17 protein-coding genes are annotated in these 13238 nt (G+C 70.6%); 9 read left to right on the top strand and 8 right to left on the bottom strand.

Going from position 1 to position 13238, the window contains the following annotated elements; translation table 11 throughout:
• Positions 1-32 precede the first annotated feature (32 nt).
• The 3 genes from ACFFNX_RS03765 to ACFFNX_RS03755 all read left to right on the top strand — a co-directional run bounded on the left by ACFFNX_RS03765 (position 33) and on the right by ACFFNX_RS03755 (position 1634).
• Entirely contained in the window at positions 33-692 is a 660-nt protein-coding gene (locus ACFFNX_RS03765) for a nitroreductase family protein (RefSeq protein WP_378195109.1), read from the top strand.
• A gap of 214 nt (positions 693-906) precedes the next feature.
• Positions 907-1302 carry an FAD-dependent monooxygenase gene (locus tag ACFFNX_RS03760; RefSeq protein ID WP_378195106.1) on the top strand — a complete coding sequence of 132 codons (396 nt, stop codon included), beginning with the start codon at positions 907-909 and terminating at the stop codon, positions 1300-1302.
• Positions 1281-1634 (top strand): hypothetical protein, encoded by a 354-nt coding sequence (locus ACFFNX_RS03755; RefSeq protein ID WP_378195103.1) that lies wholly within the window; start codon positions 1281-1283, stop codon positions 1632-1634. Before ACFFNX_RS03760 ends, ACFFNX_RS03755 begins: the two co-directional genes overlap by 22 nt.
• Before the next feature lie 51 nt (positions 1635-1685).
• On the opposite strand, the gene ACFFNX_RS03750 is transcribed toward ACFFNX_RS03755, so the two are convergent.
• Both ACFFNX_RS03750 and ACFFNX_RS03745 read right to left on the bottom strand, forming a co-directional pair.
• Complete coding sequence (locus tag ACFFNX_RS03750) at positions 1686-2876, bottom strand: beta-1,3-glucanase family protein (protein WP_378195100.1); 1191 nt, start codon at positions 2874-2876, stop codon at positions 1686-1688.
• A 153-nt stretch (positions 2877-3029) separates the two neighbouring features.
• Positions 3030-3533 (bottom strand): hypothetical protein, encoded by a 504-nt coding sequence (locus ACFFNX_RS03745; protein WP_378195097.1) that lies wholly within the window; start codon positions 3531-3533, stop codon positions 3030-3032.
• Positions 3534-3742: 209 nt separating this feature from the next.
• Here ACFFNX_RS03745 and ACFFNX_RS03740 point away from each other — a divergent pair, with 209 nt between their 5' ends.
• The 4 genes from ACFFNX_RS03740 (at position 3743) to ACFFNX_RS03725 (ending at position 8098) form a co-directional block, all read left to right on the top strand.
• A complete protein-coding gene (locus ACFFNX_RS03740; RefSeq protein WP_378195094.1) occupies positions 3743-4870 on the top strand; it encodes a phosphotransferase family protein in 1128 nt (375 codons plus the stop codon).
• Between the two features lie 3 nt (positions 4871-4873).
• The gene (locus ACFFNX_RS03735) at positions 4874-5974 is read left to right on the top strand and encodes an Rv3169 family protein (protein WP_378195091.1); all 1101 of its coding nucleotides are present in this window, start codon (positions 4874-4876) and stop codon (positions 5972-5974) included.
• A gap of 71 nt (positions 5975-6045) precedes the next feature.
• Complete coding sequence (locus ACFFNX_RS03730) at positions 6046-7221, top strand: 4-hydroxybenzoate 3-monooxygenase (RefSeq protein ID WP_378195089.1); 1176 nt, start codon at positions 6046-6048, stop codon at positions 7219-7221.
• 49 nt (positions 7222-7270) lie between these two features.
• A complete protein-coding gene (locus tag ACFFNX_RS03725; protein WP_378195086.1) occupies positions 7271-8098 on the top strand; it encodes a phosphotransferase enzyme family protein in 828 nt (275 codons plus the stop codon).
• A gap of 46 nt (positions 8099-8144) precedes the next feature.
• Here ACFFNX_RS03725 and ACFFNX_RS03720 read toward each other — a convergent pair whose 3' ends face one another.
• The 5 genes from ACFFNX_RS03720 to ACFFNX_RS03700 form a co-directional block, all read right to left on the bottom strand.
• Complete coding sequence (locus ACFFNX_RS03720; protein ID WP_378195198.1) at positions 8145-9008, bottom strand: amidohydrolase family protein; 864 nt, start codon at positions 9006-9008, stop codon at positions 8145-8147.
• A gap of 96 nt (positions 9009-9104) precedes the next feature.
• Positions 9105-10295: an MAB_1171c family putative transporter gene (locus tag ACFFNX_RS03715; protein ID WP_378195082.1), complete on the bottom strand. Its 1191-nt coding sequence runs from the start codon at positions 10293-10295 to the stop codon at positions 9105-9107.
• A 13-nt stretch (positions 10296-10308) separates the two neighbouring features.
• Positions 10309-10812: a hypothetical protein gene (locus ACFFNX_RS03710; RefSeq protein WP_378195079.1), complete on the bottom strand. Its 504-nt coding sequence runs from the start codon at positions 10810-10812 to the stop codon at positions 10309-10311.
• A 67-nt stretch (positions 10813-10879) separates the two neighbouring features.
• On the bottom strand, positions 10880-11311 hold the full coding sequence (locus tag ACFFNX_RS03705) for a helix-turn-helix domain-containing protein (RefSeq protein ID WP_378195076.1): 432 nt from the start codon (positions 11309-11311) through the stop codon (positions 10880-10882).
• Positions 11312-11349: 38 nt separating this feature from the next.
• Positions 11350-11538, bottom strand: coding sequence for a hypothetical protein (locus ACFFNX_RS03700; protein ID WP_378195073.1), 189 nt, complete (start codon positions 11536-11538; stop codon positions 11350-11352).
• Positions 11539-11652: 114 nt separating this feature from the next.
• Here ACFFNX_RS03700 and ACFFNX_RS03695 point away from each other — a divergent pair, with 114 nt between their 5' ends.
• Positions 11653-12642, top strand: coding sequence for a hypothetical protein (locus ACFFNX_RS03695; RefSeq protein WP_378195070.1), 990 nt, complete (start codon positions 11653-11655; stop codon positions 12640-12642).
• A 38-nt stretch (positions 12643-12680) separates the two neighbouring features.
• Here ACFFNX_RS03695 and ACFFNX_RS03690 read toward each other — a convergent pair whose 3' ends face one another.
• Positions 12681-12815: an SAM-dependent methyltransferase gene (locus ACFFNX_RS03690; protein ID WP_378195195.1), complete on the bottom strand. Its 135-nt coding sequence runs from the start codon at positions 12813-12815 to the stop codon at positions 12681-12683.
• A 187-nt stretch (positions 12816-13002) separates the two neighbouring features.
• Between ACFFNX_RS03690 and ACFFNX_RS03685 the strand changes: the two genes are divergently transcribed.
• Entirely contained in the window at positions 13003-13161 is a 159-nt protein-coding gene (locus tag ACFFNX_RS03685) for a hypothetical protein (RefSeq protein WP_378195067.1), read from the top strand.
• The last annotated feature ends 77 nt before the right edge of the window (positions 13162-13238 follow it).

The raw sequence follows: 13238 nt of genomic DNA, 5'->3' as shown, positions 1-13238 counted from the left end.
CTCGACGGCACCAACCCGTGAAGGAGTCTTCGATGACCGTGCCGGACCTCACCCCCGACGAACTGCTGGCGACGACGCGCATGGTCCGGCTGCGGCTCGACCTGACCCGCCCGGTGTCCCACGAGCTGCTGCGGGAGTGCGTCGACCTGGCGGTCCAGGCTCCGACCGGACGGAACCGGCAGCGCTGGCACTTCGTCGTCGTCACGGACGCCGAGCGCAAACGCGCGCTCGCCGACGTCTGGCGGGCGGGGATGGACAGCCCGATCGCCGCGGCCGACGCCGCGCTGACCGCGCAGGACCGGCGCCGCATGTACGCGGAGGGCGTCACCCTCGAACGCGCCCGGGCGGGCCTGGAGCGCCTCTACCACCATCTGCACGAGGTGCCCGCCCTGGTGGTGCCGTGCATCGAGGGCCGTACGGAAGGCGCGTCGATCGTCGGGCAGGCCAACACGTGGGGGTCGATCCTGCCCGCCGTGTGGAGCTTCATGCTGGCGGCGCGCGCCCGCGGGCTGGGCACCTGCTGGACCGGCGGCAACCTGCGCCGCGAACGGGAGGCGGCCGAGGTGCTCGGCATCCCGTACGCCGACGTGATGCAGGCGGCGCTCATCCCGGTCGCGCACACCGTCGGCACCGGCTTCCGGCCCGCGCGGCGCATCCCGACCGGTGAGGTGCTGCACTGGGACCGCTGGTAGGTCCCGCCCGTCAGTGTCCAGGCGCGCCGGGTCGGGCACGGGGGGTCTCCGGGCTACGCCGATGGTCATGTCGAGCCGCAACCCGGGTGCTTTTCCGGCTATTCCCACCGGGTGACTCGTCTCCGGCGGCGGCCATGGACGGTCGCGGCCGTGCCGCCTGGTGTCGATGGGACGGCCGTCGAGTCCTCGACACACGACCAGCCGGGAGGGCCGGATGCGCAGGATCCTCATCGTCGGAGCCGGCCAGGCGGGCCTGATGCTCGCGCTCGGCCTCCAGCAGGACGGCTATGAGGTCACCGTCATCTCCGCGCGTACCCCCGAGGACCTGCGCCATGGCCGGGTCATGTCCACCCGGTACATGTTCGGGCCCGCGCTCGCCCTCGAACGCTCCCGCGGTCTGCACTTATGGGACGACGAGGCGCCTCGCGCCGTCGGCCGGCGCGTCACGCTGGCCGCCTGGCTGGAGCTGTCCGAGGATCGCGGAGGCCGGGTCGCGTACCGATCCGTCTCCGCACCTTGTACGGCGGGTTCCCTCCCGTCATTCGTCACCCGATCGGCCGCCTGCCGTCCGGCTCCCGCGTGCTCGGCATGGCCGACGTCGTGGTCCTGAACGACCCGGTCGCCGGGCAGGGAAGCAACAACGCGGCCCACTGCGCCGCGATCTACCAGCGGCGCATCCGCGAGCACGGGGAAGAATCCTTCGACGAACCGTGGATGCGGGCCACGTTCGAGGCGTTCTGGGACTACGCGCGGCACAGCACGCGCCGGTCGAACACGCTGCTCGGACCGCTGCCCGAGCACGTACAGCGGGTTCTCCAGGCGGCCGCCCGGCATCCGGAGGTCGCCGCTCGTTTCGCGGCCGGGTCCGCCCGGCCCCCGACGCTCGACGACTGGCTGCTCGACCCTGACAAGACCGCCGCCTACCTGGCGTCGTTCTCCTGATCCCGCGCGTGCCCGGCCCGGTCGTCGCCGGGCCGGGCACGCGCCGGGCTCTCAGGCGACGGTGACGGTCAGGTGCTGCGGGTCGCCATCGCTCGCGGCGCCGGAGACGTCCGGCTGCCCGTCCGGGCAGACGTCGTCGTAGGGGAAGGCGTAGCCGATCGGGGTGTGGGCGTGCACGATCCGCGCCCAGTGGTTGGTGGTCGCGTCCTGGTAGAACCCCGACTCCGGGGTGCCGTTCGGCTGGTCGGCGCTGCTCAGGATGGTGCTGCGGTTGAACGCCGCGGCGATGCGCGCGAGCAGGCCCTTCTTGATGTCCGAGTCGCTCGGGTTGTTGGCGAACGGCCCGTCGTTGCAGGTGAAGATGTCCTTGGACGCCGGCCGCGTGAACGTGCTCCCGTCGTTGAAGGTGAGCACGCCGCCGTTGACGCGCCCGGTGAAGACGCCGCGTCCGCCCTGGATGTCCACCGTGAGATCGGTCCCGGCGTACTTGTCCCAGACCCGGCCGACGTAGTCGTCCCAGTACGAGGCGAAGGCGCCGGAGTCGCTCGCCATGTGGTCCTGCGGCGCGATGACCCGGAGGACGCCGTTGTCGCTGCGGATGACCAGCTCGTCCCAGGGCTGGCCGTCGGCGTTCTTCTGCGCGACGAGAGCGTCGGCCACCGCGTCGACCGCCCCGGCGGGCGCGGGGGCGACCGTGTGCGTCGAGTCGCCGACGAGTTCGAGTCCGATCGGCAGCGCGGTCAGCAGGTCGACGTAGGAGATGTTGGCGAACAGCTGTTCCGGGTTGTAGGTGAACTCACAGAACGACCAGGTCTTCTGGTAGTTCGCGTCGGACGGGTTGGCGAATGCCGGCTCGACGAGAGCCGGGCCGGGGTTGACGTAGAAGTCGAGCGTGTCGTTCTTCACGAAGTAGATGCGCGCGGCGTACATCTGGACGAGGGCGAGGTTCGCCTCGCCGCCGGCTCCGATCGGGATCGAGCAGTCCACGGGCAGCGGGGTCTGCGGGGCCGACGGCGATTCGAGATGGTACGGCGTGCCGTCGGCGCGCAGCAGCATCGGCTTGTCGGTGCCCTGTTCGCGGCCGGTGATGTAGGCGTTGACGGGGCTGGAGCCGTGGTTCGCGAGTGTGAGGGCGCACGTCGCGGCGGCCGCGGACGCCGGCCTGCCGAGCAGTCCGCGTCCGAACGGGACGGTGAGTGCGGCCGCTCCGGCCGCGGTGAGAAATGATCTGCGGGTGACCAACGGAACTCTCCTGGCGGGGTCGGTTCGGTTGCCGTTTGCCTTGACACACGTGTCATGGCGACACGGTGACGACTGTCAAGGTCCCCGATCCGCCACCCTACTGTCAAGAGTCCTTCCAATTAATCCGCAGGGTGATCGCATTGATCCGCGGGGTCACTCGGTCCGTTGCCCGCTCGTCGAGGCCGGGACGATGCGGTAGTCGCGCTGGAAGACGAGGTTGTGAAGGTCGGCGGCGACGATGGCGCGGAGGGTCGGCAGCGCACCGGCGGCGTGTTCGGGCGTGAAGACGTTGAGAGGCCAGTCACCGACGGTGGCACCGCGCAGGTGCGGGTGATGGAACCCGCTTCCATACCAGGCGCGGATGGTGATCGGATCGATGCCCGCGGCGCGTTGCTCGGGCCAGGAGAGTGCCCAGACGGCGTCGATCCCGTCACGGCCCTGGCGTACGCCGGTGGCGGTCACCTCGCCGGTCTCCAGGAGCAGGTGCGTGTTCACCTCGTGCAGCGCCTGACGGGCGTACGGGTCCAGCAGCCCGGCGGCGGCGGTGAACAGCCGTTCCTTGTCACGCCGGGGCCCGGCACCCCCGTGCGTGCCGTCCCGCAGATCGGCGAAGTGGCGCAGCAGCGCGTCGAGGGACTCCGGCCGTGTATCGGTCATGCCCCCATGCCTACCCGATACGGCCCACACCGTGGGACCGGTGGCGTGGGGTGGTCGATGACACCGGGTTCCCTAAGTACGGTTCATCCTCGCCCGGGGGTATCGGGGAACGTTGGGGCGGTCGGGGCCCTCACGGCAGATCTGTTCGTGTCGCGGCCCGCCGGGTAACCTCGGTGGAATTCCGCTTCAGCGGGCTGGGAGGAAGTTCGATGGATCGCCCACGCCCACCGGCAGGCCTGAGGCTGCGGCGCTCGGGCCGTGACACGGCCGCGTTACCCGCCCGCCTCGCCGCATGGCTGGCGACCGTGCTTCCCGCCGGGACCCGCGACCTCGGCGTGGCGTTGCTCGACGGCATCGACGCCAACGGCATGTCCTCGGAGACACTGTCCCTGGACGCCACCTGGACCGAGGACGACGGGCACCGGTCCGGCCGTTACGTCGCGCGGGTCGTCCCGGCGCCAGAGGACGTTCCGGTCTTTCCCGAATACTCCTTACGCGACCAGTACGAGACCATGCGCCTGGTCGGTGCGCTGACCGACGTGCCCGTCCCGCGCGTTCGCTGGCTCGAACCCACGGGCGAGGTGATCGGCAGCCCGTTCTTCCTGATGGACCGCGTCGACGGAGTCGTCCCCCGCGACGTGCTGCCCTACAACTTCGGCGGCAACTGGCTCTTCGACGCCGCGCCGGAAGACCGGCGCCGCCTCCAGGACCGTACGGTCGAGACGATCGCCCGGCTGCACGCCATCCCCGACGCGGGGTCGACGTTCGGCTTCCTCACCCCGCCCCACGGCGACAGCCCGCTCGCACGCGGCCTGGCGTACACGACGGCCTGGTACGACTTCGCCGTCACCGGCCTGGGCCGGTCTCCGCTGGTCGAGCGCGGCCTGGCCTGGCTCGCGGCCACCGTGCCGCGGACCCGCGAGACGGTCCTGTGCTGGGGCGACGCCCGGATCGGCAACATCCTCTACCGCGACTTCGCGCCCGCCGCCGTACTCGACTGGGAGATGGCCGCGCTCGGCCCGCGCGAGCTGGACGTCTCCTGGCTGATCCTCGCCCACCGGGTCTTCGAGTCGATCACCACGGCGCTCGCGCTGCCGGGCATGCCGGACTTCCTCCGCGAGGAGGACGTGACGGCCGCGTACGAGAAGGCCGCCGGCGTCACCCTGGACGACCTGCGCTGGTACCACGTGTACACCGGCGTGCGGTGGGCCATCGTGTTCATGCGGACCGGCGCCCGGCAGATCCACTTCGGTGAGGTCGAACGCCCCGCCGACATCGAGACCCTGCTCCACCATCGACCGCTGCTCGTCGATCTGCTCGATGAGGCAGGTGCGTAAGGCATGGTCGGCCCGCTCGACGAGTACCCCATCCACCAGGCCCCGCTGCCGGTCACCTGGCCGGCCACCGGTGACCGCAACTTCTACGACCGCTGTTACCTCAACGCGCACGACCGTACCGGCGACATCTTCGTCGTCACCGGAATGGGCTGGTATCCCAACCTCGGCACGAAGGACGCCTTCGTGCTGGTCCGGCGCGGCGACACGCAGACGGCCGTGCACCTCGGCGACGCGATCGACGACGACCGGCTGAACCAGCGGGTCGGCGGCTACCGGATCGAGGTCGTCGAACCGCTCAGGCGGCTGCGCGCGGTCCTGGAGGAGACCGAGGGCATCGCCTTCGACCTGACCTGGGAGGGGTCGTTCGACGTCGTCCGGGAGCAGCCGCACATCCTGCGCTCCGGAAGCCGGGTGACCCTCGACGCCCAGCGGTTCGCCCAGGTGGGCACCTGGTCCGGCTCGGTCGTCATCGACGGTGAGGAGATCGCGGTGACGCCGGACCGCTGGGTCGGCACGCGCGACCGTTCGTGGGGGATCCGCCCGGTCGGCGAGCCCGAACCGGCCGGCCGGCCCGCGGACCCGCCGTTCGAGGGCATGTGGTGGCTCTACCTGCCGCTGCGCTTCGACGACTTCGCGATCGTGCTGATCGCCCAGGAGGACCCGGACGGCTTCCGCACCCTCAACGACTGCACCCGCGTGTGGGGCGACGGCCGGGTCGAACAGCTCGGCTGGCCGCGCGTGGACATCTCCTATGCCTCCGGCACTCGCATCCCCACCGGTGCCGTGATCCGCTGCGGCGGAGCGTACGGGGAGCCCGTCACGCTGGAGGTGGAGTCGCTGCTGCCGGTCGCGCTGCACATCGGCGGTGGCTACGGCGGCGACTCCGACTGGTCCCACGGAGTGTGGAAGGGCCCGGGGTTCAGCGAACGGCGCACCTACGACCTGAGCTCCCCGGACGTCGCCGGCAGGATGATGTTCGGCATGGTCGACCACGTCGCGCGCGCCGAATGCGACGGCGCGACGGGCTACGGCCTGTTCGAGCACGGAGCGCTCGGCCGGCACGACCCGAGCGGCTTCACCGACTGGTTCACCGTCGCCCCCTGAACCCGCGGACACCTTCCACTCAGTGAAAGAGCGTGACCGTCTCGATACGGCGCCGGTCTTGACTGACCGACATGCGTACAGAGGTCGCCATCATCGGTGCCGGTCCGGCCGGCCTGCTGCTCTCCCACCTGCTGGCCCACGAAGGCATCGAGTCGGTGGTCATCGAGACCCGTACGCGCGAGTACGTGGAGGCCCGGATCCGGGCCGGCATTCTGGAGAGCTCGACCGTCGAACTGCTCGACGCCGTCGGGCTGGGGGATCGCCTGCACGAGGAGGGCGACGAGCACCGCGGCATCTATCTGCGGTGGCCGCACGAACGGCATCATCTCGACTTCGTCGACCTGGCCGGACGCAGCGTCTGGGTGTACGGGCAGACCGAGGTCACCAAGGACCTGGGCCGTGCGCGCGAGGCCGCGGGCCAGGAGTTCTGCTACGGCGTGAGCGACACCGCCGTGCACGACCTGACGACCGACCGTCCGTACGTCACGTTCCGGTCCGCGGACGGCCACGACGTGCGTCTCGACGCGGACGTCATCGCCGGGTGCGACGGCTCCTTCGGCCCGAGCCGCGGCGCGGTGCCCGGCGCCGCGAAGAGAACGTGGGAGCGTACCTACCCGTACTCCTGGCTCGGGATCCTCGCCGACGTGGCGCCGTCGACGGACGAGCTCATCTACGCCTGGCACCCGGACGGCTTCGCGCTGCACTCGATGCGCTCGGAGACCGTCAGCCGGCTGTACCTTCAGGTCGCCCCGGACGAGGACATCGCCGAATGGCCCGACGACCGGATCTGGGACGAGCTCGCCGTACGGCTCGGGCACGGGCAGGACGGGTGGGAGCTCACCCCCGGACCGATCACCGACAAGAGCGTGCTGCCGATGCGCAGCCACGTCATGGAGCCGATGCGGTACGGGCGGCTGTTCCTGGCCGGCGACGCCGCGCACATCGTGCCGCCGACGGGAGCGAAGGGACTGAACCTCGCCGTGGCGGACGTGGCCCTGCTGGCGCCGGCGCTGACGGCGATGCTCCGCAAGAACAACGCGGCCCTCGCCGACGCCTACTCCGACACGGCGCTGCGGCGGGTCTGGCGCTGCACGCACTTCTCCTGGTGGATGACGACGATGCTGCACGCCGGCGGCGACCCCTTCGACGCCCAGCTCCAGCTGTCCCAGCTACGGTGGGTGGCCGGCAGCAGGGCCGGGGCGACCGGGCTCGCGGAGAACTACGCCGGCCTGCCCATCGGCATGTGAGCATCCCGGGTCGTGGAGACGCAGGGCTACGGGGGGAGGGTAGGCGACGGTGCGGGCATCAGGGGTCCCGCGGGCGATGGCCGCGGCCGTGTCGATCACCTCATCGCTCGGCCTGACGGTCGACGACGCGATCGTTCTTCATGACTCGAACAAGCTCACTCTGCGCCTGCTGCCCTGTGACGTCCTGGCCCGGGTGGCGCCTGCGGCGGATCAGGTCGCACGGTTCGAAGTCGAGCTCGCTCAGCGGCTCGCCGAATCCGGGTGCCCGGTGGCGGCTCTCGAGCCTCGGGTGGAGCCACGCGTCCATGAGCGTGATGGCTTCGTCGTCACGCTGTGGACCTACTACGACCCCGTGACGCCTCGCGCGGCCTCACCGGCCGACTACGCCGACGCGCTCGCGCGGCTGCATGCCGGCATGCGCGAGATCGAGGTCCCGATGCCGCACTTCACGGATCGCGTCGAGCAGGCGCAACGACTCGTGGCGAACCGCGACCAGACCCCGGCGCTCGCCGACGCGGACCGGGCGCTGCTCGGCGACACGCTACGAAGCCTGAGACGAGTGGTCGGCGAGCACGGCGGCGCCGGGCAACCGCTGCACGGCGAGCCGCACCCGGGCAACGTCCTCACCACGAAGAGCGGGCTGCTGTTCATCGACCTGGAGACGTGCTGCCGTGGGCCGGTCGAGTTCGACCTCGCCCATGCGCCCGAAGAGGTCGGCGGGCACTATCCGGGTGCCGATCGGGACCTGCTGCGCCAGTGCCGGATCCTCGTGCTGGCGATGATCACAACGTGGCGCTGGGATCGAGGCGACCGGCTCCCCGGCGGACGCCGGCTGGGCACGGAGTGGCTCGGCCGGATCCGGGCGGCGCTCGATTGACGCAGGCGTCAGATCGTCCACCGGGCGGAGGCGCTCCGGCACGGCATCAGGCCAGGCCGAGCAGACGCGCGGCGTTGTCCTTCAGGATCAGCGGCCGGACCTCCGGCTTGATCTCCAGCGCGGCGAAGTCGGCCAGCCAGCGGTCCGGGGTGATGACCGGGTAGTCCGATCCGAACAGCACCTTTCGCCTCAGCGGGCCGTTCGCCGCGCGGACGAGTTGCCGTGGGAAGTACTTCGGCGACCAGCCGGACAGGTCGATGAAGACGTTGGCCTTGTGCGTGGCGATCGAGATGGCGGCGTCCTGCCAGGGCACCGAGGGGTGCGCGAGCACGATCGTCAGGTCCGGGAGGTCGGCGGCGACGTCATCGATCAGCATCGGGTCGGAGAAGCGCAGCTTGATCCCGCGTCCGCCGGGCAGCCCGGCGCCGATGCCGGTCTGCCCGGTGTGGAAGACCACGGGAACGCCGGCCTGCGCCGCCGCCTCGTACAGGGGATGGACGGCCGGGTCGTTCGGCGCGAACGCCTGCAGGGACGGATGCAGCTTAAGGCCGCGCGCCCCGGCGGCCACCAGGTCGGTGAAGAGGGCGACCGCGTCGGCGCCGTCGTGCGGGTCGACCGACGCGAACGGGACGAGCACGTCGGAGTGTTCGGCCGCCCCGGTCACGATCTCGTGGCTGGACAGGGCGGGGTGCCCGGTCGCGGTGTGCGCGTCGACGGTGAACACGACCGCGGCCAGGTTCCGCTCCCGGTAGTACCCGGCGATCCGCTCCAGAGTGGGCGTGCGGTCCTGCCCGGCCTTGAAGTACGCGGCCGAGGCGTCCATCAGCTCCCGGTCGAGCGAGTGGTGGCCGTGGGCGTCGGCCTCGACGTGGACGTGCGTGTCGATGGCGGTGACGGACGCCGGGTCGATGCTCATCCGGGCCGCCTCCGGCGGGAACATCCGTGTGGATCGGGCATCCGTTCGTTCCCCCTCGTGGCGGGCGCGTCGCTCGGAGCGTACCCGCCCTCACTCGGACGCGGCGAGCGAGGCCACGGTCGCCGGGACGACCGGCGACCGGGCGAAGGCACGTGAGACCTTCGTGAGCCAGGTGATCTCGGCGTCGAGATCGTGGCCGAGGGGCGGCGCCGGCGGCGGCAACGGCGTATCGGTCGTGCCCCGGCCCTGCGCCTTCGCCGCGATGCCCGCGGCGATCGCGGCGGCCTCGACGGCCGCGTGGATCTCCTCCTCGGGGAGCCCGGCGCGCCGCCCCAGGGTCCGGGCGACCTCCGTGGCGCCGGGGTGGACGTACGGGCGCAGCGCGAGCTGACCGTCCCTGATCTCGATGACCTGGCGGTACAGCAGGAAGCCCACGTCGCGGCGCCAGATCCGGCGGCCGGTGCGGTGGTGGGGCACCAGGCTGAAGTCCGGGTTGCTCTCGTGCAGGGCCAGCCAGAGCGGATGGAGCCGGCGGTAGGAGCGGCAGTCGCCGGCCCAGCGGACCAGCGCGCCGAGCCGGTCGCCCCACGCCGGAATCGTCACCCCCACCAGCAGGAGCGCCTCCGTGCCCAACTCCAGCGGCAGGTCCACGGGCCGGTCCAGCCAGCCGAGCGGCCGGCCGGTCTCCTCACCGACCAGCATCACGGTCTTGACGGCGAGGAAGGCGAGCCCGGACGCGCTTCCGGCCACGATGATCCGCAGCCCCAGGCGGAGGGAGGGCCGGTCGGTGAGCCGGGAGTAACGCAGTCCGAGCCGGGAGACCGACAGCAGGGCGATCGCGATGTACCAGACGTAGACGTAGAGGTAGACCGCGTCGACGTGCGATCCGGAGCGCGGCGTGTCGGGCTTCGGGGGCACCGCCACGAACAGGACCGCGACCATCACCACGGCCGCCGCCAGCCCCGCGTAGCTCCGCCGGGCCCGTACGCGCGCCGAGGACGCCGGGTAGTAGACGTGGGTGAGGAACACCCGCCCCGCGCCCGCCGCGCACATCGCGCCCATGTCGCTCAGCGCCTCGGCGAGATGCGGAACGCCACTGTTCTCGTCGATGGCCTTGGTGAACCACTGGACCGCCGTGGCCATGGTCAGGCTCGCCAGGCAGAGGCACACGGCCCAGCGGACCGGGTCGTCCCGCCGGCGGCGCAACCCGTAGAGCTTCTGTGCCAGGCCGAGCAGGAGCAGTCCCATGACGATCGCGTACGGCAGCACGGGCGTGCTCACGGGCTCACCCCGTTCAAATGCCGGACTCCAGGCGCCGGAGATGGTCGGCCGCGTCCGGATCCGTCACGCGTGGGGATCGGCGGGCCCGGCCGACCCGCTGGAGGATCATGGAGGCGAGCAGCTCGGCCTCCTGCTCCTCCTCGCTGGAGTACGCTCCCCGGCCCAGCACACGCCGGACCGTGCCCGGCGACAGGCTCGGGAACAGCCGGCGCGCGTGCTCGTCGCCGAGCCCGGTGCCCTCGACGTGGCCGCACAGCAGGTGGGCGACCTCGTGCAGGATGATGTGCTCCTGGTGCAGGGGTGTGGTCGCGCGTTCGTAGACGATGTAGTCGCGCTCTTCGGTGCTGACCCACAGGCCGCAGGGCGCGTCGGGCGGCAGGTCCATCACCAGCAGCGCGAGGGGCCGACCGCGGTCGCGGCCGATGCGCGCGCAGAACGCATGCACGTCGAACGGGCGCGGTAGGTCGAGTGACACTAACGTCGTCCGGCAGCGTTCGGTCAGCGCCGCGAAGTCCACATCCCAATTATGCCGGGTACGGCACCACGAATTTCGGTGTTAGACGTGACCGTTGTCCCGCCGGCTCTCATTTCTGCTCGTACGGGGGCAGGCCTTCCAGTTCGCGTACGCGGCTGATGACGTCGTTGATGGTGTCGAGGCTCTTGGCCGAGAGCCCGGACGCGCGGAGGGCGACGTCGCGCACTCCCGCGTCACGCATCGCCGCCAGCAGCCCGAGTTCGGCTTCCACCTGCGCGCTCGTCTCGTCGTCGAAGAAGTACGCGGGCGGCACGCCGAAGAACCGGGCGAGGGCGTTGAGATGCTTGAACGTCGGGTTGTCCCGCTGCCCGGTGCGCAGGTACCAGATGTAGGAGGCGGAGATCGTCACCTGCTGGTCGCGGACGATGGCCGCCGCCGCGTCCTCGTTGCTGTACTCGCGCCGGTCCGTCTCCCGGACCGTGCGGAACAGGTACTCCAGCTTCTCGGCGAGCGTCCGCCGCCGCGACTCGTCGTCGCCCAACCCCACTCCCTGCGACTGTCATGAATGCAATAGCTCGTTTATTCATACTTGTTGACAGTGATCCCGGAGGTCAAGTCTAATGAGAGCGCGTTCACTGATGTGAAGTAATCGTCCGTCGCGATCTCCACATGGGTCGAGCGCCGGTCGAGGTGATCGATGAACTCCTCCACCGGGCGGATGCCGGTTCCGAGCGCGGGGGCCTCGGCCTCCGGCCCGCCGGTGACCAAAAAGGTGATAAGCGCGGACCGTGATCCGCGTGCCGCTCCGCTGCGGCGTGAGCGGCGTATGGTGAGTGACCGCCCCGGTTTCGTCGCTGGCCTGAGCGTTCACGAGGAGTTCGGTTGAGCCAGGATTACCTGACCGTCCAGGTGCGGCAGGCCGGTGCGCTCTCCCACCCGACCGACCTGCTGGCGCTGAAATACGCCCAAGAATCCCATGGCGTCGACCTCGATGCGGCGCGCCAGCTCGACGTGGCCCGGCATCGGCTTCCGGGCGAGGGTGAACACCTTCTCGTGGAGGGGCCCGGCGTGGCGGCCGGCGCCGTCCTCTTCCTCGGGGTCCCGCCGCTGGACCGGTTCGCCTATCGGGAGATCCGGGAGTTCGGGCGCCGGGTGCTCGCGATCGCCGCGGCCGTACGGCCCCGGTCGCGTGACATCTCGCTCACCCTGCACGGTCCCGGCTACGGGCTGGATGAGTCCGAGGCGTTCGAGTCGGAGCTCGGCGGGATCTTCCAGGCCGTGTCCGAGGGCGCGTTTCCCGCCGGCCTGCGGACCGTGACGTTCGTCGAGGCGAACGCCCGCCGCGCCGAGCGGATGCTCGCCATGCTCGAGGACGTACCGCGCATCCCGCTCCCGCGGCCCGGCCTTTCGGGGAGCGCGATCACCGTCGCCGGCGACGGTCACGGGCGCCTGCGGTCCGCCGGGTACGACGCCGACACCAAGGAGCACGCGTTCATCGCGATGCCGTTCGCCGACTCGTTCGACGACCTCTTCCACTACGGCATCGTGCCGCCGGTCCGCGGGGCCGGCCTGATCTGCGAGCGCCTCGACGAGCTGAGCTTCACCGGCGACGTCGTCCAGCGGTTGAAGGAGCGCATCGACGCCGCTCGCATCGTCGTCGCGGACCTGACGAACGCCAATCCCAACGTGTACCTGGAGGTCGGCTACGCCTGGGGCCGCGACATCCCCACGGTGCTGATCTGCGACCAGAACACCCCTCTGACGTTCGACGTCCACGGCCAGCGGTGCCTCATCTACCGGTCGATCCGCGACCTCGAACACAAACTCACCCGGGAGATCGGCAATCTGCTGACCGGCGCTGGTCCGCTCTGATCCGCCGTCGCCAGGGAGGCCGCACGATCACTCCTGGGCTATCGGATCACGCCGACACCGGCGTAGTTCCAGACCGCCGACGGCGAGGGCGGGGTGTTCCGTTCGCGTCGCCAGTCCGAGGAGTAGACCAGGCCGGGGTCGAGCAGGTGCGTGCCGTCGAAGAAGGGCAGAATCTGCTCCCGCGTACTGGATTTCCGGTCTGCTCAATTGCCCCGAATGCAGTGGGAAGCTCTACCTGGGTGCTGGCCACACACCAGCGGGCAACCAGGACTGCGCTGTGGCGGACAGGCGAAAACCCGTGTCTCGTGCGGAAGGTTCAAGGGTTGTGAGGTCGGGCCGGTCATCGATCTCATCGAAACCATGTTCTCTGGTGACGAGACACCGGTTCTGGCTTTCCAGCGCGTCGCGGGGAACGCTTACGAGCAAGAAGCATTCAAAGCAAGCCTGAGCAAGATCCAGCCTCGCCTGTCCACGACGGAAGACGATGATGAGCTGGATCAGCTCGTCGCAGAGCGCTAGCTGTACTGTCCCGTGAGGTTGGGGATGCGGCTGGCGGGTGGTCGGCCTCCCAGCGCGGTGTGTGTGCGGTGGTGATT

Origin of the sequence: Actinoallomurus acaciae, assembly GCF_042429965.1 — a bacterium.
GTDB classification, from domain to species: domain Bacteria; phylum Actinomycetota; class Actinomycetes; order Streptosporangiales; family Streptosporangiaceae; genus Actinoallomurus; species Actinoallomurus acaciae.
This window is presented reverse-complemented; position numbering and strand designations above follow the sequence as displayed.